The sequence below is a fragment of the Brevundimonas sp. genome, from assembly GCF_050729455.1.
In the GTDB taxonomy this organism is placed as follows: Bacteria; Pseudomonadota; Alphaproteobacteria; order Caulobacterales; family Caulobacteraceae; genus Brevundimonas.
In genome coordinates this window covers 38,609-58,324 of the sequence record NZ_JBOHLI010000012.1, presented here as the reverse complement: position 1 = coordinate 58,324, position 19,716 = coordinate 38,609, and the positions used below count along the sequence as shown (strand labels likewise).

Genomic DNA, 19,716 nt, shown 5'->3' with positions numbered 1-19,716 from the left:
CCCTGAAAGAGCGCCTCGATTCTCAGCGGGTGGCCGAGGGCGCGCGGTCGCGCAATCGCGACCTGTCGGTCTGTGTCCTGCGGGTGGCCGAGAGCGAAGCCGTCGTGCAGTCGCGTGGCGGCGGCTGGCTGGACCGGGCGATGCCGCAGATCGGCGCCATGGTGTCGCGTCTGGTGCGGGTCGAAGACACGGCGGCGCGCCTGGGGCCTGAGCTGTTCGCCCTGGTCCTGCCGGCCACGGGCGCTGCTGCGGCGCGCATGGCGGCGGAGCGGATATCGGCGGTCATCGCCTGCACCGCCTTTGACGCCGGCAAGGATCGCTCGCCCTTCGTGGTCGAGTTCGATGTCGGCGTGGCCGAGATGCAGGATGGCGAAACGCCCGCCGCCGTTCTGGAACGGGCGTCGGCCGATCTGCCGAAAAGCTAGGCGGGCAGTTCCACCGTAGCCACGGCTTGGGCCGCCAGGCCTTCGCCGCGTCCGGTGAAGCCCAGGCCTTCGGTCGTGGTCGCCTTGACGCTGACCGTGTCGAGCGGAAGCTTCAGCAACTCGGCGAGACGCTCGCGCATGGCCTGACGGTGCGGCTTCACCTTGGGCTGTTCGCAGATCAGGGTGACGTCGACATTGACGATCCGTCCGCCGCGCGCCGCCACGCGTTCAGCCGCATAGACCAGGAAGCGGTCGGACGAGGCGCCCTTCCATTGCGGATCGCTGGGCGGGAAGTGATCGCCGATATCGCCGTCGGCGATGGCCCCCAGGATGGCGTCCGTCAGGGCGTGCAGGCCCGCATCGGCGTCGGAATGGCCGATCAGGGTCTGGTCGTGCGGGATCTCGACGCCGCACAGCCAGACGGATGTTCCCGGTCCCCAACGATGCACGTCGTAGCCCTGGCCGATGCGGATGGTCTTAGGCAGCAGGGCCTCGGCCATGGCGAAATCCTCGGGATAGGTCAGCTTCATCAAACGGGCGTCGCCCTCGACCAGGCGCACGCGGCCCCCGGCGCGTTCGACCACGGCCGCCTCGTCGGTCGGGGCGTCGGCGTCGGCCCAGGCGGCGTAGGCGTCGCGGATGGTCTTGAGGCGGAAGGCTTGCGGCGTCTGGGCGCGCCACAGGCCGTCGCGCTCGACCCCGCCGACGACCAGACCGTCCAGGCCGCGACGCAGGCTGTCGGCCACGGGCAGGGCGGGCAGGGCGCCGTCGGCGTGGTTCAGCGCCTCCAGCAGCCGGTCGATGACGGTGGCGCTCAGGAAGGGGCGGGCGGCGTCGTGGATCAGGACCGGCGTGTCGTCAGAATTAGTGAGGGCAACCAGGCCCGCCTGAACCGACTCGGCACGCGTGGCCCCGCCCGCGACCGCCCGCCATCCCGTCAGACCGGCCAGGGCCTCTACGGCGCGGGGCTCGGCGCCCGGAGCGACCACGACGACGACCGGGTCAGCCCCCGCCGCCAGCAGGGCTTCCACCGACCAACGCGCCATCGGCCGGCCGCCGACGGCCCGCCACTGCTTGTCTCCACCGGCCCTGGAGCCGGAACCGGCGGCCACTACGATTGCTGAGAATGCCATGTCGGCCTTCTAAGCGCCCCAGTTCCGCTTGACGAGAGGGGCAACAGTCGGCGGTAAGGACGGCATGAACGCAGGATTGCAAATCGGAGACGTGCGGATCGCCGGGCGGGTGCTGATGGCCCCGATGACCGGGATCACCGACCTGCCATTCCGGCTGCTCGCCTCGAAGCTGGGCGCGGCCTATGTGGCGACCGAGATGGTGGCCTCGGCCGAGCTGGCGCGCGGACGGCCCGACGTGGTGCGGCGGGCGGCGGTCGGCGGCGGCCTGCCCCTGACGGTGATCCAATTGGTCGGCGGCGATCCCGACGTTATGGCCGAGGGCGCGCGCATGGCCGAGAAGGCTGGCGCGGACATCATTGACCTGAATTTCGGCTGCCCGGCCAAGGAAGTGACGGGAGCGGCCTGCGGCTCGGCCCTGATGCGAACCCCGGAGCGGGCGGCGGCCATCATGGGCGCGGTTCTGTCGGCGGTCAGTCGCCCCGTTACGGTCAAGATGCGTTTGGGCTGGGACGAGAACAGCCAAAACGCCGCCGACCTGGCGCGGCGGGCAGAGGATCTGGGCGTCGCGGCCGTCACGGTGCACGGCCGAACCCGCAAGCAGTTCTACACCGGCGTCGCCGACTGGGAGGCGGTGGCCGAGGTCAAGCAGGCTGTGTCCGTTCCGGTCATCGTCAACGGCGACATCATCACGGCGGAACAGGCGCGGGAAGCGCTGAGCCAATCCGGCGCCGATGGCCTGATGCTGGGGCGTGGCGTCTACGGCCGTCCGTGGCTGGCGGCCCATCTGGAGCGGGCGCTGGCGGGCGGGACGCGGCTGACGGAGCCCGGACGTGAGGAGCGGCTGGCCATCGTCATCGAGCATCTGCGCGGCTCGATCGCCTTCTACGGCTTGCCGCTGGGGCTGAAGATGTTCCGCAAACATCTGGGCTGGTACATCGAACAGGCGCCCTGGCCCGAAGACCCGCTGGAAAGGCGCACGGCCAAGGCGCGGCTATGTCGTCTGGAGACGCCCGGCGAGGTCGAACTGGCGCTTTCCGAGCTTTGGCGGCCTGAGGTGGATCAATTCAGCAACTCCGGTGTTGAAAATCTGCCACAGCTGGTTGAAGCTGCGAGGTGATGACGGACCTCCCCGCTGCGCAGACTGAAGGTCACGACCCCGAGCGTTCGCTCTGGGGGCGGCTGGCCAGCGGTCGCGCCCGGGCCTTGTTCGTAGCGGCCTACGCCGTCGCTTTCCTGACCACGGCGGCGGCGATCTGGCTGGTGGCCATTGCGCCCGGCGCGGCTGCCGGAGGCGATGCCCGCACGACGGCCAGCCAGGCGGTCCTGTTCATACTTCTGGCCAATCTGGTGCTGATCGGCGGTCTGGCGGCGGTGATCGGCGGGCGGGTGCTACGCCTGACGCGGAATCGCAACGATCCGGGCGCGCGGCTGCACCTGCGGTTCGTCACCCTGTTTTCGCTGGTTTCAGTCGTTCCGGCGGTGCTGATCGCACTGGTGTTCGGGGTTCTGGTCAACCGAGGCGTGGATCAGTGGTTCAGCGAGAATGTGCAGTCCGCGGTTCGGAACGGAGCTGAGATTGGCCGTGCCTATGTCGCCGACGTCGGCGCAGGGCTGGAAACCGACCTCGAGACCATGTCCACCGAACTGGGCGGCGTGCGCGGCCTGTTCGATAATCGAATTCAATTTTCGCGAGCTCTGGCCCAGATCGGCGACTTCTTCGGCTATCCGGCGCTCTATATTCTGAACGGCGACGGCGAAGTCCTGGCCAGCGGCGAGCAGCCGGGCGCGCCGCCCTATGTCGCGCCGCCGCGTGAGGCCTTCGAGACGGTGGCCGCAGGCGAGGTCGCGCCGACGACCGTGACGGAAAACCCCGACATGGTGCGGGCCCTCTATCCGCTGCCCGACTATGGTCACGCCTACCTCTACGTCGTTCGACCCTTGGCGCCGGGACTGATCCAGCGGATGCGCAACGGCGAGGAATCCATCGCCGCCTATCGCGCCGCGGAGGAAAGCCGGGCGCGGATTCAGGCGGCCTTCGCCCTCAGCTATCTGGAGACGGCGCTGCTGGTTCTGGTCGGCGCGGTCTGGCTGGCCATGTCGGCCGCCAGTTCGATCTCGGCGCCCATCGGTCGCCTAGTGAAGGCCGCGGACCAGGTGGCGGGCGGCGACCTGAGCGCGCGGGTCGACAATACGGGCGCGCCGTCTGAACTGATCGTCCTGTCCGAGGCCTTCAACCGGATGACTGGCGACATCATGACCCAGCAGGCGGCGCTGAAGACCGCCAGCGACGACGCCCAGGGCCGCAGTCGCTTCATCGAGACCGTCCTGTCAGGCGTCAGCGCCGGAGTTATCGGCCTGGATCGGAAGGGCCGTATCTCGGCCATCAACGACAGCGCCAGCCAGCTTCTGGCCATGAGCGACAGCGAGGTTCAGGGGCGTCTTCTGGCCGAGGTCGCGCCGGAACTGGCCGAACTGTCCGAACGCGCCGAGGCCCATATCGAGGAAGACATCGACGTCAGCCGCGACGGCGAGACGCGGCGTCTGCGGGTCCGCATCGAGGGCGGTCAGGGCGGCGAGATGGTGTTGACCTTCGACGACATCACCCGCCTGGTGACGGCCCAGCGCAACGCCGCCTGGCGCGACGTGGCCCGCCGCATCGCCCATGAGATCAAGAACCCGCTGACGCCGATCCAGCTGTCGGCCGAGCGGCTGCGGCGCAAGTACCGCTCTCAGGTCGGCGACGACGTCGAGGTCTTCGACCGCTGCACCGAGACCATTATTCGGCAGGTGGGGGACATCGGTCGGATGGTGGACGAGTTCTCGTCCTTCGCCCGCATGCCGGCGCCGCGCTTTACCCGCGAGAACCCGGCCGAGATGCTGCGCGAGGCGGTCTTCGCCCAGCGTGTCGCGGCGGCGGACATCGGCGTCGAACTGGTGGAGCCCCTGCCGGACGTCATCCTGCAATGCGACGGCCGGATGGTGGGCCAGGCGCTGGCCAACATCCTGAAGAACGCCGGCGAGGCCGTGTCCGCCAAGCGGCTGCGCGCGTCCATGCCGGCGGGGGCGACCGGCATCATCGCCCGCCTGAACGTGGACGGCGGCGTGGCGACCTTCACCATCGAGGACGATGGCGTCGGCCTCCCAGCCAAGGATCGCGATCGCCTGACCGAGCCCTATGTCACGACGCGCGAGAAGGGGACGGGCCTCGGCCTGGCCATCGTCAAGCGCATCTGTGAAGACCACGGCGGCGAGCTGAAGTTGGCCGACGCCGAGACCTTGTCGGGCGCACGCGTGTGCCTGACCTTCCCCCTGAGCCAAGACAGCAAGGCTGCTCACCGTGCCCCCGGCTCGGCGCGAGCAGCGGAGTAGAGAGGCGTCATGCGCAACACCGGTGCCGACATTCTGGTCGTGGACGACGAGGCGGACATCCGCGAACTGGTCTCGGGCCTGCTCGAGGACGAGGGCCATTCGGTCCGCGTGGCAGCCAACTCGGACGAGGCATTGGCCGCCATCCGCGCCCGCAAGCCGTCGCTGGCGGTGCTCGACATCTGGATGCAGGGCGGCGGTCTGGACGGGCTGGAGTTGCTGGACGTTGTTAAAGGGTTGGATGAAGACCTGCCGATCGTCATGATCTCGGGCCACGGCAATATCGAAACCGCCGTCAGCGCCCTGAAGCGCGGGGCCTATGACTTCATCGAAAAGCCGTTCAAGTCCGATCGCCTGGTGGTCGTGGTCGAGCGTGCGCTGGAAGCCGCCTCGCTGAAACGCGAGAACCGTCGCCTGCGAACCCAGACCATGGCCCTGACCGGACTGATCGGGAAGTCGGCGGCGGCGCAACTGCTGCGCGGCACCATCGCCAAGGTCGCGCCGGCCAACAGCCGCGTGCTGATCTCTGGCCCGCCGGGATCGGGCAAGGAGTTGGTCGCCCGGCAGATCCACGACGCCAGCCCGCGCGCCAAGTCCGAGTTCGTCGCCATCTCGGCCGCCGGCATGACGCCCGAGCGGCTGGATGTCGAACTGTTCGGCGAAGAAGGCGGCGACGGTCGTCCGCGCAAGATCGGCGTGTTCGAACGGGCTCACAACGGCACCCTCTATCTGGACGACGTCGGCGATATGCCGCGCGAAAGCCAGAGCCGCATCCTGCGTGTCCTGGTCGAACAGCGCTTCCGCCGGGTCGGCGGCGAACAGGACGTGCAGGTCGATGTCCGTGTCATTACCTCGACCGCCCGCGACCTGAGAGTCGAGATCACCGAAGGCCGTTTCCGCGAGGACCTGTTCCACCGTTTGAACGTGGTGCCGATCCGCGTTCCGCCGCTGTCCGAACGCCGCGAGGACATCAGCGAACTGATCGAGTATTTCGTCGAAAGCCTCGCCGCGTCCCAAGGCCTGCCACGTCGCCGTATCGCTGAGGACGCCCTGGCCGTGTTGCAGGTCCACCCCTGGCCGGGCAACGTCCGCCAGTTGCGCAACAACGTCGAGCGGCTGCTGATCCTGGCCACCGGCGCGGCCGACGAACCGATCACCGCTGAAATGCTGCCGCAGGAAGTGGCGTCGTCGGGGGGCGCGTCGTCGCTGGGCGCCGACCGCATCATCGCCCTGCCGCTGCGTGAGGCGCGTGAAGTGTTCGAGCGGGACTATCTGGCCGCGCAAATCATGCGTTTCGGCGGAAATATCTCGCGCACGGCCGCCTTCATCGGCATGGAAAGATCCGCACTGCACCGCAAACTGAAGTCGCTGGGCGTTTCGCCCGCCCGCGGCGGCGAAGACGAAGAAGGAGAGGGCGCCTGATGTCCAGGATCGCCTATGTCAACGGAACCTATCAGCCGCACAGCGGCGCCACGGTTCATATCGAGGATCGCGGCTTTCAGTTCGCCGACGGCGTCTATGAGGTCTGGTCGGTGTTCGACGGCAAGCTGGCCGATTTCGAAGGCCATATGACGCGTCTGGCTCGCAGCCTGACTGAGCTTCGCATCCCGATCCCCATGACGGCCCAGGCCCTGGAGCGCGTGCTCAAGGAAACCATCCGGCGCAATCGGGTGCGCAACGGCATCGTCTATTTGCAGGTGACGCGCGGCACCTCGCCGCGCGACCACGCCTTCCCGAAGGACACGCCGCCCAGCGTCATCGTCACCTCGAAGACCATCGACCTGTCGAAGGGAGAGGCCCTGGCCGCCAAGGGCGCCGCGGGCGTGACCATGCCCGACATCCGCTGGGGCCGTTGCGATATCAAGACAGTGGGCCTGCTGCCCAACGTCCTGGCCAAGCAGGCGGCGCGCGAGAAGGGCGCCTATGAGTGCCTGATGGTCGATGACATGGGCCTGGTGACCGAAGGTTCGTCCACCAACGCCTGGATCGTCGACGAAGAGGGTAAGCTTCGGACCCGCGACACTCAGGCCAACATCCTGCGCGGGATCACCCGCACGGCGATCCTGAAGCTGGTCGAGGCCGAGGGCATCGAACTGGACGAGCGGCCGTTCAGCGTGGACGAGGCCAAACGGGCGAAGGAAATTTTCGTCACAGCGGCCAGCTCTTTCGTCATGCCCATCGTGTCGCTGGATGGAGCGAAGATCGCGGACGGAAAACCGGGCCCGATCGCGACCCGCCTGCGCGAGGTTTATCTGGAACAGGCCAGGCGCGACGCCGTCTGAGGGGGAGGTCATGTTCAAGCGGCTGTTTGAGCGGGACGGCCGCCTCGCCGAATCCCGCGACACCGATGCGGATTGGGAGGAGATCGGTCGATCCAATCCCTATTACGGCGTGCTGACGGACCCTCGCTTCAGGGCCGAAAACCTGAATGACGAGGCCCTTGTCGATTTCTTCAGGAGCGGCGAAGGCGATATCCGCCAGGCGTCCAAGATTCTGAAGCGACGCTACCCGGACTTCGCACCGGCCTCGGCCCTTGATTTCGGTTGCGGCGTGGGGCGGTTGACGCGCGCGCTGGCCGCGGCGACCGGTGACGCTTTTGGCGTTGACGTGTCCGAGGCGATGCTGGTCGAGGCCCGACGCTCGGCCCCGAGCGGCGCCGCATTCGGACGCGACCTGCCGGATCGCGTTTTCGACTGGATCGTATCGATCATCGTGTTTCAGCATATCCCGCCCGAACGCGGCTATCCGTTGCTGAAGGCCTTGATGGAGCGGTTGGCCCCGGGCGGGTTCATCACCTTGCAGTTCGCGCTTTATCGCGACCCTCGCCATTCGGCGGTGCCGGGAGGGCGTATCGCGATCGGGGAAGGCTTCTCGACGATATCGAACGTTGCGGCGCTCAGGAATCTGCCCAAGGGCGAGATGGTGATGTTCGACTATGATCTGACGGTGATCGCCGCCATTCTGTTCGCTGCCGGCATAGCGGATATGGAACTGACCCACACCGATCACGGCGGTTTCCATGGCGCCTTCATCTACGGCCGCAAGGCGTCGTAATCGGCACTTGCACCGAGGCCGTACCGTGACGATCTAGCGAAAACGGTCATCGACCGTTGCGGCCTTGGCGAGACGGCGGTTAAGGTCGGTTCGCCTTCCCGGCCCGCGCCCTCTGGGTGACGAATAACCAAGAACAGGAAAAAACCTGCCATGTCGCAAGACAAACGACAAAACCTTCAGGACACCTTTCTCAACAGCGTCCGCAAGACCAAGACCCCGCTGACCATCTTCCTGGTCAATGGCGTCAAGCTGCAGGGAATTGTGACCTGGTTCGACAACTTCTGTGTGCTGCTGCGTCGCGATGGCCAGTCGCAGCTCGTCTACAAGCACGCCATCTCGACCATCATGCCGTCCGCGCCCGTGCAACTGTACGAGCCCGACGCCGAAGAAGACTGATTGTCCAGTAAACTGATCGACCATGCCGTCCCGCTGATCCGGGCGGTTGTCATCCATCCCGACCGACGCTCGGACAGCCCCCGGCTGGCGAGCGAGCGCCTTGAGGAAGCCGCGGGCCTGGCCCGCGCGCTGGATCTCGACGTGCGCGCCGAAGAGGTCGTGCGTCTGCGCGGAACCACGCCCGCCACCCTGTTCGGAACGGGTAAGGTCGAGGAACTGGCCGCCCTGATCCGCGCCGCCGAAGCCGAGGCCGTGGTCGTCGACGACGACCTGTCGCCGGTGCAGCAGCGCAATCTGGAGAAGGCGTGGGAGGTGAAGGTCATCGACCGCACCGGCCTGATCCTCGAAATCTTCGGACGTCGCGCGCGGACCAAGGAAGGTCGGCTGCAAGTCGAACTGGCCCGGCTGGACTATGAACGCTCGCGTCTGGTCCGCACCTGGACCCACCTGGAACGCCAGCGCGGCGGCACGGGCTCGACCGGCGGGCCCGGTGAAACCCAGATCGAACTGGACCGGCGTCTGATCGCCGACCGGATCGTGCGGCTGAAGGCCGAACTGGAAGAGGTGCGGCGCACGCGCGGCCTGCACCGCAAGGCCCGCAAGAAGGTGCCTTTCCCGTCAGTGGCTCTGGTCGGCTACACCAATGCGGGCAAGTCGACGCTGTTCAATCGGCTGACGGGCTCCGAGGTCTTCGCCAAGGACCTGCTGTTCGCCACCCTCGACACCACCCAGCGCACCATTCGTCTGCCGCAGGGCCGTCCGGCCATCATCGCCGACACCGTGGGCTTCATCTCCGACCTGCCGCACGAACTGGTCGAGAGCTTCCGCGCCACGCTGGAAGAGGTGGGCGAGGCCGACCTGATCCTGCATGTCCGCGACATCGCCTCGCCCGACAGCGACGCCCAGGCCAAGGACGTCGAGGCGGTTTTGGAGCAGATCCCGACGCCGGAGGGCCCCAACGGCGAAAAGAAGACCCGCCGTATCCTGGAAGTCTGGAACAAGATCGACCTGCTGGACGCCGACGTGCGCGAAGCGGTTCTGGGGCAGGCCGAACGTCTAGCGCGCGAGGGCAAGGCGGTCGCGGTCTCGGCCGGGACGGGCGAGGGGATTGAACCCCTGCGCGAAACCATCGCCGGCCTGATCGACGACGATCCTGAAACCCGACTGACGCTGCAACCAGATCAGGGCGAGGCTCTGGCCTGGCTGTATGAGAACGGCCGGGTGACTTTCCGCGACACGGACGTCGACGGCCGGACCCATATGGTGGTGCGTCTGCACCCGTCGGCTCTGGGACGCCTGGAGCGCCTCTACCCGGACATCATCGACTAGGCCCATGCACCTGATCGAGACCATCCTCTTCCTGCTCCTGGCCGTGGTGGTCTCGGGCTGGGTGGCGCGGATGACGCGGATCGCCCTGCCGCTGGTGCAGATCGGCCTCGGTGCGGCCGTGGTCCTGATCACCGGGGAATCGGTTGATCTGAAGCCGGACATCTTCTTCCTGCTGTTCCTGCCGCCGCTGCTGTTCGTGGACGGCTGGCGCATTCCCAACGAGGCCCTGTTCCGCGACCGGGTGGTGATCCTGGAGCTTGCGCTGGGGCTGGTGGTCTTCACCGTCGTCGGGCTGGGTTTCCTGATCCACTGGATGATCCCGGCCATGCCGCTGGCGGTGGCCTTTGCCTTGGCCGCCATCCTGTCGCCGACCGATCCCATCGCGGTGTCGGCCGTGGCCGCGCGTGCGCCGATCCCCAAGCGGCTGATGCATATCCTGGAAGGCGAGGCGCTGCTCAACGACGCCACCGGCCTGACCTGCATGCGGATCGCCGTGGTCGCCGCGACGACCGGGGTCTTCTCGCTGACCAACGCCATCGGCGCCTTCGCCTGGCTGGCCGTGTCCGGGATCGCGGTCGGCGTGGCCGTGACCCTGGCCATTGGCCTGCTCAAGGGCTGGATCAGCCGCCGCTGGGGCGAGGATGTCGGCGGGCAGATCCTGATCAGCCTGCTGATTCCCTTCGCCGCCTATCTGGCCGCCGAAGCCGTGCACGGCTCGGGCATCCTGGCCGCCGTGGCGGCGGGCGTGACCATGAGCTTCACCGAGCGCAACGGCATGGCCCAGGCTGCCACCCGCATCCGCCGCGCCGTGGTCTGGGATACGGTGCAGTTCGTCGCCAATGGCCTGATCTTCGTCATCCTGGGCGAGCAGATGCCGTCGATCATGGCGCGCGCGGCCGAGGTCATCCAGACGACCCAGCACAAGGAGGTCTGGTGGCTGGCGGTCTATGTCTTCGCCATCGTGGCGGCGCTGGCGACGCTGCGTTTCGTCTGGGTGTGGACCTCGCTGAAGCTGACCCTGTACCGCAAGCGGGGGCGCGGCGCGCCGCCTCGGGTGGGGCTGCGGCTGGTCGCTGTCATGTCGCTGGCGGGCGTGCGCGGGGCCATCACCCTGGCCGGTATCCTGACCCTGCCCTTCGTGCTGAGCGACGGCACGCCCATGCCGGCGCGCAACCTGGCCATCTTCCTGGCGGCAGGGGTGATCATCGTCTCCCTGGTCTTGGCGACCGTCGCCCTGCCGCGTCTGCTGAAGGGCATCGAGCTGCCGCCTGAGCCGTCTCACCTTGAGGAGGAGGATCGCTCGCGCATCGCCGCTGCCTCCGCCGCCATGCGCGCCATCGAAGACACCCAGCACGCCATGGCCGAAGGCAAGAGCAACCCCGACCTATACGCCGAGACGGCCGCGCGCCTGATGGAGCTCTATCGTCACCGCATCGAGACGCGCACCCATGTCGAGGGCGACGACGTCATCCTTGCCCGACAGGCGGACGAGATCGAACGCCATCTGCGTCTGGCCGGGCTGGCGGCCGAGCGCGCCGAACTGGTGCGCCTGGGCCGGATGCGGTTGGTCGATGAGGAAACGGCGCGGAAGTTGATCCGCGAGGTCGATCTTCAGGAACTGCGCTACGTTTGAGGCTCGGTCGCGATCCAGGCCGCCAGATCGGCATAGCTGTCGAAAACCTGATGTGCCCCGGCATTAGCCAGGCCTTGGGCGTGACCATCGCGGATATGTTCGCCAGCGCACAGTCCGGCGACGCTCATGCCCGCCGCCACCCCGGCCAGGACGCCGGTCGGGCTGTCCTCGATCACCAGAGTGCGCGACGGCGCCGCCTTCATCGCCTCGGCGGCGAACAGGAACAGGTCGGGATGCGGCTTGCCACGATTGACGTGAACGGCGGCGCTGAAGATCGGCCCGGCGAAGGCTTCATGGACGCCGAAATGGCGCAAGCCCAGCTCGATCCAGTCAGGCGGGCTGGAAGAGGCGATGCAGCGCCGCTCGCCGCGGCCAGCCAGGAAGGCGCTGAACCCCGCCACGGACGTCAAGTCGCGCTGGGCGCGGTCGTGGCAACGGCGGGTCCATTCCTCCCGAACGCCGGGCGGGCAGGGCGAGCCCAGTCGCTCGGCGATGATGGGCTCGCAGTCCAGCCAGCGCTTGCCGAGATAGCTGGCCAGGGCGTCGTCCAGCGTGGTCGGCAGGCCGATTTCGCTGAGCAGTTCGGCCATCACGGCGTTGTTCAGCAGTTCGCTGTCGGCGATGACCCCGTCGTAGTCGAAGATGATGAGGTCGAAAGGACCGTTCATCAGGCCTTCTCAGCCGCCTTGGCCGCGTCCCACAGGGCGTCCATCTCGGCCAGGTTCGACTGTTCCGGCGTGCGGCCGTCCTTGGCCAGTTCGGCTTCGATGAAGCCGAAGCGGCGGACGAACTTGGTGTTGGCGGCGCGCAGGGCGTCTTCGGGCTCGACCTCCAGCTTGCGAGCCAGGTTGGCGACGACGAACAACAGGTCGCCCAACTCCTCGCGCGCCTTGTCCTTGTCGCCGGCGGCGATCTCGACGCGCAGTTCCTCGACCTCTTCGGCCAGCTTGTCGAAAACCTCGTCGGTCGAGGGCCAGTCGAAGCCGACGCGGCCGGCGCGCTTGGTCAGCTTGGCGGCGCGGGTCAGGGCGGGCAGGCCGACCGGCACGTCGTCCAGCACGCCGTGCTGTTCCTTGGCCTTGCGTTCGGCGGCCTTGATGTCCTCCCAGCGCGCCTTCTGAGCCGAGCCGCTGGGCTTGGCGGCTTCCTCGCCAAAGACGTGCGGGTGACGCCGGACCAGCTTGTCGGCCATGGCCTCGGCCACGTCGTCAAAGGCGAAATGCCCGGCTTCCTCGGCCATGCGGGCGTGGAAGACGACCTGGAACAGCAGGTCGCCCAGCTCGACCTTCAACTCCTCCATGTCGGCGCGCTCGATGGCGTCGGCGACCTCGTAGGCCTCCTCGATCGTATAGGGGGCGATGGTCGCGAAGGTCTGCTCGACGTCCCAGGGGCAACCGCCGTTCGGATCGCGCAGGCGAACCATGATCTCTTTCAGGCGGTCGACGGAGTGGGTCATTCAGGCGGTCCCGGCGTCGCGAATAGCCAGGGCCTCGCGAATTTCATCATGCCGCTTGGACGTCAGGGGATAGCCCTTCAGCACCCAGGCGGCCGCCGCCAGTAGCAGGCCGGGCACCGCGATGAACAGGATTTGCAGCGCCAGCAGCGAAAACTCGCTGTTGCCCGCCGGACCCGGCAGCGCCTTGAACCCCACCCATTGCAGGATCAGGTAGGGGATCAACGCCACCACGTGACCGATCTTGGTCGTGGCCGACAGGATGGAGAACATCAGGCCGGTGCGGTCCACGCCCGTCTCCAGCCGCACCTCGTCGCCCGCGTCGGCCATCATGGCCCGCAGCAGGAACAGACCGGCCGCATAGGGCAGGCCGGCGATGAACATGACCACGGCCGTCAGGGCGAAGTTGCCGCCGGGGACCAGGGTCGCGGCGATATAGAGGCCGGCGAAGATCAGGCTGGCGACGGCCAGGGCCTTGTCCTTGCCGATCCTGGTGGCCAGCCAGGCCCAGATCGGCGCCCCGACCAGTCCGGCCACGAAATAGAACAGCATGAACAGCGACGCCTGGGTGTGATCGTAGCCCTTGATCTGGCCGAAGAAGAAGAACAGCAGCGAGCCGGTGATGCCCGGCGCGACGCCCAGCAGCAGATCGGCGATCAGCAGCTTGCGCACCGTCTTCATCTTGAACAGCGCCAGATAGGCCTTGGGTCCGCCGTGCGGCGGGGCGCCGACGTTGACGGGTTCCGGCACGGCGATCATGGCCAGGCCGATGGTGACGGGCAGGGCGATCAGGATGGCCCACCCCATGATCCGCACGCCGTCGGCGTAGTCGCCGATGCCCGACTTCACCACCACGGTCGGCAGGATCAGGATCAGGATGACGCCGATGATGTTGAACACCTGCCACCAGCCATAGACGCGGCTGCGTTGGTCATACTGGGGCGCCAGAACCGCCGCCCAGCCGAGCTGGCTCAGGGTGCCGATCGAGAAGCCGAGGTAGAGGACCAGCAGCCAGGCGAACAGATAGGCGGGGCCCGCGCCGGGCTGGACCATCACGAACATCATCAGGGCCGACAGCATCAGGATCGGCGTCGAGACGAGCATCCACGGGCGATAGCGACCAAAGGCCGTCTTGGTCTTGTCCATGCCCCAGCCGATGAAGGGGTCGAAGACGATGTCGATCAGCCGCACCGCCATGAAGACGGCGGCCACCACGCCCAACTCCAGCCCGACGTGGGTGGCGTAGAATTCCGGCAGGGTGACGGGCAGGGCGACGCCGAACGCCGCCAGGGGCAGGCAGGGCCCGGAAAAGGCGGCCAGAACGGCGTTGGAGCGACGGGGAGCGTCAGCGGCGACAACAGATGACATCAGGCGTCCGGGCTTGGTCGGCCTGAGTCGGCCGCAGCTTCACCATGCCGGTTTTCCGCGAACAGGCGAAGTCGGCCTTGCGGATCCCGGCAAGCTGGGGCCTGCTGGTCTCATGTCAGTGCGATTTGCGATCCTTGCCGCCGCTTTCCTCGCGGTTTTCGGCGGCGCCGGAACGGCTCAGGCCGGTGACGTCGCCTTGCCCGACGGCGGCGCCCAGATCTGCGATCGGCCGACCAATGCCTGGGACGGCGCGGCCCAGGCCAACGGAATCTCGCTCTACACCCTGGAATGGTCGCCGTTCGGCACGGTGGAATGGGGGTGGGAGACCTATACCCCCCTGATCCAGCGCGAGATCGGCACGCCCTGCGATCCGGCGTCGCCCGCCTTCGCCGAGGCCCTGGCGGGGTTTCAGGCGCGCTATGGACTGGTTGGGACCGGTCAGTTCGATCAGGCGACCTTTCAGGTGTTTCGCGGCCTGTGGCAGGAGCGGCGCCCCTTCGTCATGGCGCGGGTGAGGGGGGAGTGTCCCGAGCCGCCGCCGATCAGCCTGCTGGGCTATCTCGACCCCGCTGAGGAGCACGCCCAGCGCATGACCCGCCTGCTGCGCCGGGACGTGCTGGACGCCTATCGCCGCATGGTCGCCGCCGCGCGGGCCGAGGTCCCGGCCATCGCCGCCGATCCGGAACTGATGCAGATCTTCTCGGGCTTCCGCGACCCCGAGGCCGACGCCGCGCGCTGCGCCGCGCAAGGCAACTGCGACGGCCTGCGCCGCGCCGCCTGTTCACCGCACCGGACCGGAACCGCCGTGGACATCCACGTCGGCCACGTCGTCGGGATGGGCGTGGATTCCACCGATCCTCTGAGCCGTCGCCACATGGCCCAGGGGCCGGCCTATCGCTGGCTGGTGGCCAATGCTTCCCGTTTCGGCTTTACGCCCTATGTCTTTGAACCTTGGCACTGGGAATGGACAGGCGATGATACGCGCGCTGGCGGACGGTGAAGCGGCGCTGGCGCGCGAGGTCTTCGGCGCGGCGCTGAGGCTGGACGACATCCGCTTTCTGGGCTCGCCGTGGCCGTTTGACCGGGCCTTCGTGCCAGGCAGCTGGTTCAATCGCGACTGGATCGTCTGGCCGAAGAAAACGCTGGAGCCGGACTTGTCGCGCGCGCCGCTGCGGACCCAGGCCGTCTTCATCCATGAACTGGTCCATGTCTGGCAGGCGCAAAACGGGCTGAACCTGCTGCTGAGCAAGCTGAGGGCGGGCGACGGACCAGCCGCCTACGCCTATCCGCTGGACGATCTTTGCGACTGGAGCGGTCTGAATATCGAGCAGCAGGCCATGGTGGTGGAACACCGCTTCATTCTGTCGCGCGGGGGCCGTGCGCCCGCCAATCAGGCTTTTTATGATCGGGTCTGCCCGCTGGCGCGACGGATGGAGATCTAGCCCTCTTGCATCGACGGCGCGTCGCACTAGATCATCTGCAACAGTTGTTGGCGCAATAAGCGTCGCAAGAATGGTCAAGTCATGAAACAGCCCGCCATCTTTTTCGGTCACGGCTCTCCGATGAACGCCTTGGGCGGTCCCTTCGCGGACGCCTGGCGTGCGTTGGGAGAGGAGATCGGCAAGCCCAAGGGCGTGGTCATGGTCTCGGCCCACTGGGAGACGCGCGGCCTGGGCGTGACGGCGCAGGAGAGACCGGAAACCATCCATGATTTCGGCGGCTTCCCGCCGGAACTTCACGCCATGCAGTATCCGGCGCCGGGATCGCCCTCGCTGGCGGCGCGGGTGGCGGAACTGACCGGCGCGCAGCAGACGACCCAATGGGGCCTGGATCACGGGACCTGGTCGGTGCTGGCCCACGTCTGGCCCGAGGCCGACGTCCCGGTCGTCCAACTGTCGCTGGACCGCACCATCGACGCGCGCGCCCACTATGAACTGGCCAAGCGTCTGCGCCCTTTGCGGGACGAAGGCGTCATTATCGCCGGCTCAGGCGATTTCGTGCACAATCTGCGGACGTGGAAACGCGCGGGCGGCGAGCCCTACGACTGGGCCGTCGACTTCAACGAGGCGGTGAAGCGCGCCTTCCTCGCCGGAGATCACGACGCCCTGATCGACTGGGTGAACCTGGCCGAACAGGCTCAGCTCAGCGTGCCGACGGATGAGCATTATCTGCCGCTGCTCTACGTCGCGGCCCAGCAGGCTCCGGGCGAGGCGGTGAGCTTCTTCAACGACGTGATCGAAGGCGGCTCGATCTCGATGACCGGCGCCCGGATCGGCTGATCCAGGCGCCGTTTCGAGCGATCAGCGGCGGCGGCCGCCGCGCAGCACGCTGTCCAGCGCGATTGGACCGGGACCGGCGAAGAACAGGTACAGGAAGACGAAGCAATAGAGCGCCGCCAGTTCGCCCCCGTTGTTGATCGGGTAGGGGCTCTGCGGCGCGTGCACCATCCAGTAGGCCACGGCCGTGAAGCCGGACAGGATGAAGGCGGCCGGCCGGCTGAACAGGCCCAGCACGATCAGGACGCCGCCGACCAGTTCGATCGGACCGGACCAGCCGGGGAGGGTGGACAGGCTGGACAGGTCAAACCCGCCGCCTTGCCCGCCGGGCGGGAAGCCCAGGATTTTCTGCGCGCCGTGCTGCAAGATCAGCAGGCCGGCCACGATCCGCAGAATGCTCTGGAAGCGCGGTGCCCAGCCCGAAAGAGACGTTGAACTCGCCATTCGTTTTCCTCCCGATGACGCACGACCGCCGGGTCCGGGAACCGGACCGACGCAAGGCGCAAAGGCGGAGGTTAGGCGAAGTCGCGAGCTCTGCAAGCCGTCCCGATCAGCCGGCCTTCAACAGGTCCTCGACCAGCTTCTGGATGGCCACGTAGTCGGTCTTGCCGGTGCCCAGGACGGGAATGGCGGCGACCTTGATGATCTTTTTCGGGACCGCCAGTTCCGGCGCGCCGTTGTCGCGCGCCCATTCCGACAGCCGGGCGGACTCGGCGCTTTCGTGGTCGGTCACCAGAATCAGCCGCTCGCCCTTCTTGCTGTCCGGCACCGAGACGGCGGCGTGCCGATGCTCGGGCCAGACCGCGCCGGCCATGTCCTCGACCGCCAGCAGGGAGACCATTTCTCCGCCGACCTTGGCGAAGCGCTTCACCCGGCCGAGGATGGTGATGTAGCCCTCATCGTCGATGTCGACGATGTCGCCGGTGTCGTGCCAGCCGCCCTCCAGAGGCTCGATGCCCTCGGGGTTGTTCGGCGAGATATAGCCCGCCATGACATTCGGTCCGCGCAGATAAAGCTGTCCGCCGCCCTCGATGCCCTCGACCTTGTCCAGACGGTATTCCATGCCCGGCATGATCTGGCCGACGGTGCCGGGGCGGTTGCGGTCGGGGTGGTTCACGGCGACGACAGGCGCCGCCTCGGTCGCACCATAGCCTTCCAGAAGCTCGACGCCGCCGAACTTGGTGTTGAACATCTGACGGGTCTCGTCGCGAACCTTTTCGGCCCCGGCGACGGCGAATTGCAGGGTGGCGAAGTCGCCCGGCTCGGCCACGCGGGCGTACTGGTTCAGGAAGGTGTCGGTCGCGAACAGGATGGACGCCTTCACCTGGGGCAGCAGGTCGGTGATCTGCTTGGCGTGCAGGGGGGAGGGGTATTCGAACGCCTTCATCCCTTGCAGCAGCGGCAGGATGACCCCGCCGGTCAGGCCGAAGCAGTGGAAGGTCGGCAGGGGGTTGAACATGACCCATTCGGGCTTCAGGTCGATATGGGCTGCGACCTGACGGGCGTTGGCGACCAGGTTGCGCTGGCTCAGTACCACGCCCTTGGGCGCGCCGAAACTGCCCGAGGTGAACAGAACCACGCCCGGCGAATCCGGATCGGTCTTCACGCGGAAGCGGCGCGGCGCCATGCCAGCGCTGAGGCCATACAACTTGTCGGCCAGACCGATGGTCTTGCGCACGTCGTCCAGCCAGACGATCTCGGCGACCTCGCCGAGGGCTTCCATCAGGTCGTCCAGCTTGGCCTGGGTGACGAAGCGTTTGGCCGACAGGATCTTGCTGACGCCCGCCGTTCTCAGCGCAGCCTTCAGATTGGCCTCGCCCGAGGTGAAGTTCAGCATGACCGGCACGCGGCCGAAGGCGTGCAGGCCGAAGAAGGTGACGACCACGCCCGCGCTGGACGGCAGCAGGACGCCGACGCGCTCGCCCGGCTGGGTCATGGCGGCGATCTTGCGGCCCAGCACGAATGCGGCGCGGATCAGGCCGGTGTAGGTCAGGGGATGACGATCCTGGTCCTCCAGGATCTCCTTGTCGCCAAAGCGGGCGCGCGCATCGATCAGCGCGTCGAACAGGGATTCATCATAGACCTTGGGGTCCAGGGCAGCCCGCAAGCACGTCCTCCTTCGGAGAGCTCTCAGCGGCCCTCTCGGTTACAAGAGGCGGGAAACTAGTGACGTAAGGTCGCCTTGAAAAGATGCGTAACGTCGCGTGAAGCAATCCGATCACCGACTGAAACCGTCTGTGGCTTGCCATCGGCGGTCGGAAAGCCGACATACCGCCCTTCTGCACAGGAGCCAGACCGCCGGCTATGGTCACGCTGATCGACACCCTGACGAAGAAGCCTTCCGAGCTGCGTCACCCGGAGAAACAGAACCGCCCTGAATCGGCGGTGCTGAAGAAGCCTGACTGGCTGCGCGTCAAGGCGCCCGGTTCGGGCCAGTACAACGCGACCAAGGACATCGTCCGCTCCAAGGGGCTGGTGACGGTCTGTGAAGAGGCGGCCTGCCCGAACATCGGCGAGTGCTGGAGCCAGAAGCACGCCACGCTCATGATCATGGGCGACACCTGCACGCGGGCCTGCGCCTTCTGCAACGTCAAGACCGGCCTGCCGCAGCCGCTCGACCCTGAAGAACCCGCCAAGGTCGGCCTGGCCGTCCAGCAGATGGGCCTGAACCACGTCGTCATCACCTCGGTGGACCGCGACGACGTGGCCGACGGCGGCGCCGCTCACTTTGCTGAAGTGGTGCGCCAGATCCGCCTGCAGGCGCCGAACACCACCATCGAGATCCTGACGCCCGACTTCCTGCGCAAGGACGGCGCGGCCGAGGTGATGATCGACGCCACGCCTGACGTCTTCAACCACAACCTCGAGACTGTTCCGCGCCTCTATCTGAAGATCCGCCCCGGCGCCCGCTACTTCCACTCCCTGCGCCTGCTGCAGATGGTCAAGGAGCGCGACCCGAACCAGTTCACCAAGTCCGGCATCATGGTCGGCCTGGGCGAGACCAAGGAAGAGGTCATGCAGGTGATGGACGACATGCGGTCCGCCGGCGTCGACTTCATCACCATCGGCCAGTACCTGCAGCCGACGCGCAAGCACGCCGCCATCGACCGCTTCGTCACGCCCGAAGAGTTCAAGGCCTATGAGGCGATTGCGCGCGCCAAGGGCTTCCTGATGGTGTCGTCGTCGCCGCTGACGCGCTCGTCGCACCACGCCGGGGACGATTTCGCCCGCCTGAAGGCCGCGCGTCTGGCGCAGGCAGGCCGTTCGGCGCGTTAAGCCCTGG

At 67.3% G+C, this 19,716-nt stretch carries 19 protein-coding genes; 13 read left to right on the top strand and 6 right to left on the bottom strand.

The features are described from left to right. Window positions 1-425: diguanylate cyclase domain-containing protein (locus ACREEF_RS04995; protein ID WP_431564507.1), on the top strand; the 425-nt coding region annotated here is incomplete at its 5' end. On the opposite strand, the gene ACREEF_RS04990 is transcribed toward ACREEF_RS04995, so the two are convergent. Further along, complete coding sequence (locus ACREEF_RS04990; protein ID WP_431564506.1) at window positions 422-1,558, bottom strand: bifunctional 2-C-methyl-D-erythritol 4-phosphate cytidylyltransferase/2-C-methyl-D-erythritol 2,4-cyclodiphosphate synthase; 1,137 nt, start codon at window positions 1,556-1,558, stop codon at window positions 422-424. The genes ACREEF_RS04995 and ACREEF_RS04990 overlap by 4 nt on opposite strands. Window positions 1,559-1,622: 64 nt before the next feature. Between ACREEF_RS04990 and dusB the strand changes: the two genes are divergently transcribed. The 8 genes from dusB to ACREEF_RS04950 all read left to right on the top strand — a co-directional run bounded on the left by dusB (window position 1,623) and on the right by ACREEF_RS04950 (window position 11,336). Next, window positions 1,623-2,675: a tRNA dihydrouridine synthase DusB gene (gene dusB / locus ACREEF_RS04985; RefSeq protein ID WP_431564505.1), complete on the top strand. Its 1,053-nt coding sequence runs from the start codon at window positions 1,623-1,625 to the stop codon at window positions 2,673-2,675. After that, window positions 2,675-4,927: an ATP-binding protein gene (locus tag ACREEF_RS04980; protein WP_431564504.1), complete on the top strand. Its 2,253-nt coding sequence runs from the start codon at window positions 2,675-2,677 to the stop codon at window positions 4,925-4,927. Before dusB ends, ACREEF_RS04980 begins: the two co-directional genes overlap by 1 nt. Before the next feature lie 9 nt (window positions 4,928-4,936). Continuing rightward, a complete protein-coding gene (locus tag ACREEF_RS04975) occupies window positions 4,937-6,346 on the top strand; it encodes a sigma-54-dependent transcriptional regulator (protein WP_431564503.1) in 1,410 nt (469 codons plus the stop codon). Further along, complete coding sequence (locus tag ACREEF_RS04970) at window positions 6,346-7,206, top strand: D-amino-acid transaminase (protein ID WP_431564502.1); 861 nt, start codon at window positions 6,346-6,348, stop codon at window positions 7,204-7,206. Before ACREEF_RS04975 ends, ACREEF_RS04970 begins: the two co-directional genes overlap by 1 nt. 10 nt (window positions 7,207-7,216) lie before the next feature. After that, the gene (locus ACREEF_RS04965) at window positions 7,217-7,978 is read left to right on the top strand and encodes a class I SAM-dependent methyltransferase (RefSeq protein ID WP_431564501.1); all 762 of its coding nucleotides are present in this window, start codon (window positions 7,217-7,219) and stop codon (window positions 7,976-7,978) included. Window positions 7,979-8,128: 150 nt separating this feature from the next. Beyond that, window positions 8,129-8,374 carry an RNA chaperone Hfq gene (gene hfq, locus ACREEF_RS04960; protein WP_003164861.1) on the top strand — a complete coding sequence of 82 codons (246 nt, stop codon included), beginning with the start codon at window positions 8,129-8,131 and terminating at the stop codon, window positions 8,372-8,374. Beyond that, window positions 8,375-9,703, top strand: coding sequence for a GTPase HflX (gene hflX, locus ACREEF_RS04955; protein WP_431564500.1), 1,329 nt, complete (start codon window positions 8,375-8,377; stop codon window positions 9,701-9,703). A 4-nt stretch (window positions 9,704-9,707) separates the two neighbouring features. Then, on the top strand, window positions 9,708-11,336 hold the full coding sequence (locus ACREEF_RS04950) for a Na+/H+ antiporter (protein ID WP_431564499.1): 1,629 nt from the start codon (window positions 9,708-9,710) through the stop codon (window positions 11,334-11,336). Here the strand turns inward: ACREEF_RS04950 and ACREEF_RS04945 are convergent. The 3 genes from ACREEF_RS04945 to ACREEF_RS04935 are packed head-to-tail and all read right to left on the bottom strand — an operon-like array spanning window position 11,327 to window position 14,157. Further along, window positions 11,327-12,004, bottom strand: coding sequence for an HAD family hydrolase (locus ACREEF_RS04945; RefSeq protein ID WP_431564498.1), 678 nt, complete (start codon window positions 12,002-12,004; stop codon window positions 11,327-11,329). The two genes, ACREEF_RS04950 and ACREEF_RS04945, sit on opposite strands and share 10 nt — an antisense overlap. Further along, window positions 12,004-12,792: a nucleoside triphosphate pyrophosphohydrolase gene (gene mazG, locus ACREEF_RS04940; RefSeq protein WP_431564497.1), complete on the bottom strand. Its 789-nt coding sequence runs from the start codon at window positions 12,790-12,792 to the stop codon at window positions 12,004-12,006. The genes ACREEF_RS04945 and mazG overlap by 1 nt, the downstream gene beginning before the upstream one ends. Then, the gene (locus ACREEF_RS04935; protein ID WP_431564496.1) at window positions 12,793-14,157 is read right to left on the bottom strand and encodes an MFS transporter; all 1,365 of its coding nucleotides are present in this window, start codon (window positions 14,155-14,157) and stop codon (window positions 12,793-12,795) included. Window positions 14,158-14,269: 112 nt separating this feature from the next. Between ACREEF_RS04935 and ACREEF_RS04930 the strand changes: the two genes are divergently transcribed. The 3 genes from ACREEF_RS04930 to ygiD all read left to right on the top strand — a co-directional run bounded on the left by ACREEF_RS04930 (window position 14,270) and on the right by ygiD (window position 16,436). Beyond that, on the top strand, window positions 14,270-15,157 hold the full coding sequence (locus ACREEF_RS04930; RefSeq protein ID WP_431564495.1) for a D-alanyl-D-alanine carboxypeptidase family protein: 888 nt from the start codon (window positions 14,270-14,272) through the stop codon (window positions 15,155-15,157). Beyond that, window positions 15,132-15,599: a hypothetical protein gene (locus ACREEF_RS04925; protein ID WP_431564494.1), complete on the top strand. Its 468-nt coding sequence runs from the start codon at window positions 15,132-15,134 to the stop codon at window positions 15,597-15,599. Before ACREEF_RS04930 ends, ACREEF_RS04925 begins: the two co-directional genes overlap by 26 nt. Window positions 15,600-15,680: 81 nt before the next feature. Then, window positions 15,681-16,436, top strand: coding sequence for a 4,5-DOPA dioxygenase extradiol (ygiD, locus tag ACREEF_RS04920; protein WP_431564493.1), 756 nt, complete (start codon window positions 15,681-15,683; stop codon window positions 16,434-16,436). Window positions 16,437-16,457: 21 nt separating this feature from the next. On the opposite strand, the gene ACREEF_RS04915 is transcribed toward ygiD, so the two are convergent. Both ACREEF_RS04915 and ACREEF_RS04910 read right to left on the bottom strand, forming a co-directional pair. Next, window positions 16,458-16,877 (bottom strand): DoxX family protein, encoded by a 420-nt coding sequence (locus tag ACREEF_RS04915; RefSeq protein WP_431564492.1) that lies wholly within the window; start codon window positions 16,875-16,877, stop codon window positions 16,458-16,460. A 106-nt stretch (window positions 16,878-16,983) separates the two neighbouring features. After that, window positions 16,984-18,540 (bottom strand): AMP-binding protein, encoded by a 1,557-nt coding sequence (locus tag ACREEF_RS04910; protein ID WP_431564491.1) that lies wholly within the window; start codon window positions 18,538-18,540, stop codon window positions 16,984-16,986. A gap of 197 nt (window positions 18,541-18,737) precedes the next feature. On the opposite strand from ACREEF_RS04910, the gene lipA reads away from it, so the two are divergent. Further along, window positions 18,738-19,709, top strand: a complete 972-nt coding sequence (lipA, locus tag ACREEF_RS04905) for a lipoyl synthase (protein WP_431564490.1) — start codon at window positions 18,738-18,740, stop codon at window positions 19,707-19,709. The last annotated feature ends 7 nt before the right edge of the window (window positions 19,710-19,716 follow it).

Excerpts from the sequence above, each read along its gene's own strand:
- ACREEF_RS04990 (WP_431564506.1), bottom strand. The coding sequence starts at position 1,558 with ATGGCATTCTCAGCAATCGTAGTGGCCGCCGGTTCCGGCTCCAGGGCC.
- dusB (WP_431564505.1), top strand. The coding sequence starts at position 1,623 with ATGAACGCAGGATTGCAAATCGGAGACGTGCGGATCGCCGGGCGGGTG.
- ACREEF_RS04980 (WP_431564504.1), top strand. The coding sequence starts at position 2,675 with ATGACGGACCTCCCCGCTGCGCAGACTGAAGGTCACGACCCCGAGCGT.
- ACREEF_RS04975 (WP_431564503.1), top strand. The coding sequence starts at position 4,937 with ATGCGCAACACCGGTGCCGACATTCTGGTCGTGGACGACGAGGCGGAC.
- ACREEF_RS04970 (WP_431564502.1), top strand. The coding sequence starts at position 6,346 with ATGTCCAGGATCGCCTATGTCAACGGAACCTATCAGCCGCACAGCGGC.
- ACREEF_RS04965 (WP_431564501.1), top strand. The coding sequence starts at position 7,217 with ATGTTCAAGCGGCTGTTTGAGCGGGACGGCCGCCTCGCCGAATCCCGC.
- hfq (WP_003164861.1), top strand. The coding sequence starts at position 8,129 with ATGTCGCAAGACAAACGACAAAACCTTCAGGACACCTTTCTCAACAGC.
- ACREEF_RS04950 (WP_431564499.1), top strand. The coding sequence starts at position 9,708 with ATGCACCTGATCGAGACCATCCTCTTCCTGCTCCTGGCCGTGGTGGTC.
- ACREEF_RS04945 (WP_431564498.1), bottom strand. The coding sequence starts at position 12,004 with ATGAACGGTCCTTTCGACCTCATCATCTTCGACTACGACGGGGTCATC.
- mazG (WP_431564497.1), bottom strand. The coding sequence starts at position 12,792 with ATGACCCACTCCGTCGACCGCCTGAAAGAGATCATGGTTCGCCTGCGC.
- ACREEF_RS04935 (WP_431564496.1), bottom strand. The coding sequence starts at position 14,157 with ATGTCATCTGTTGTCGCCGCTGACGCTCCCCGTCGCTCCAACGCCGTT.
- ACREEF_RS04930 (WP_431564495.1), top strand. The coding sequence starts at position 14,270 with ATGTCAGTGCGATTTGCGATCCTTGCCGCCGCTTTCCTCGCGGTTTTC.
- ACREEF_RS04925 (WP_431564494.1), top strand. The coding sequence starts at position 15,132 with ATGATACGCGCGCTGGCGGACGGTGAAGCGGCGCTGGCGCGCGAGGTC.
- ygiD (WP_431564493.1), top strand. The coding sequence starts at position 15,681 with ATGAAACAGCCCGCCATCTTTTTCGGTCACGGCTCTCCGATGAACGCC.
- ACREEF_RS04915 (WP_431564492.1), bottom strand. The coding sequence starts at position 16,877 with ATGGCGAGTTCAACGTCTCTTTCGGGCTGGGCACCGCGCTTCCAGAGC.
- lipA (WP_431564490.1), top strand. The coding sequence starts at position 18,738 with ATGGTCACGCTGATCGACACCCTGACGAAGAAGCCTTCCGAGCTGCGT.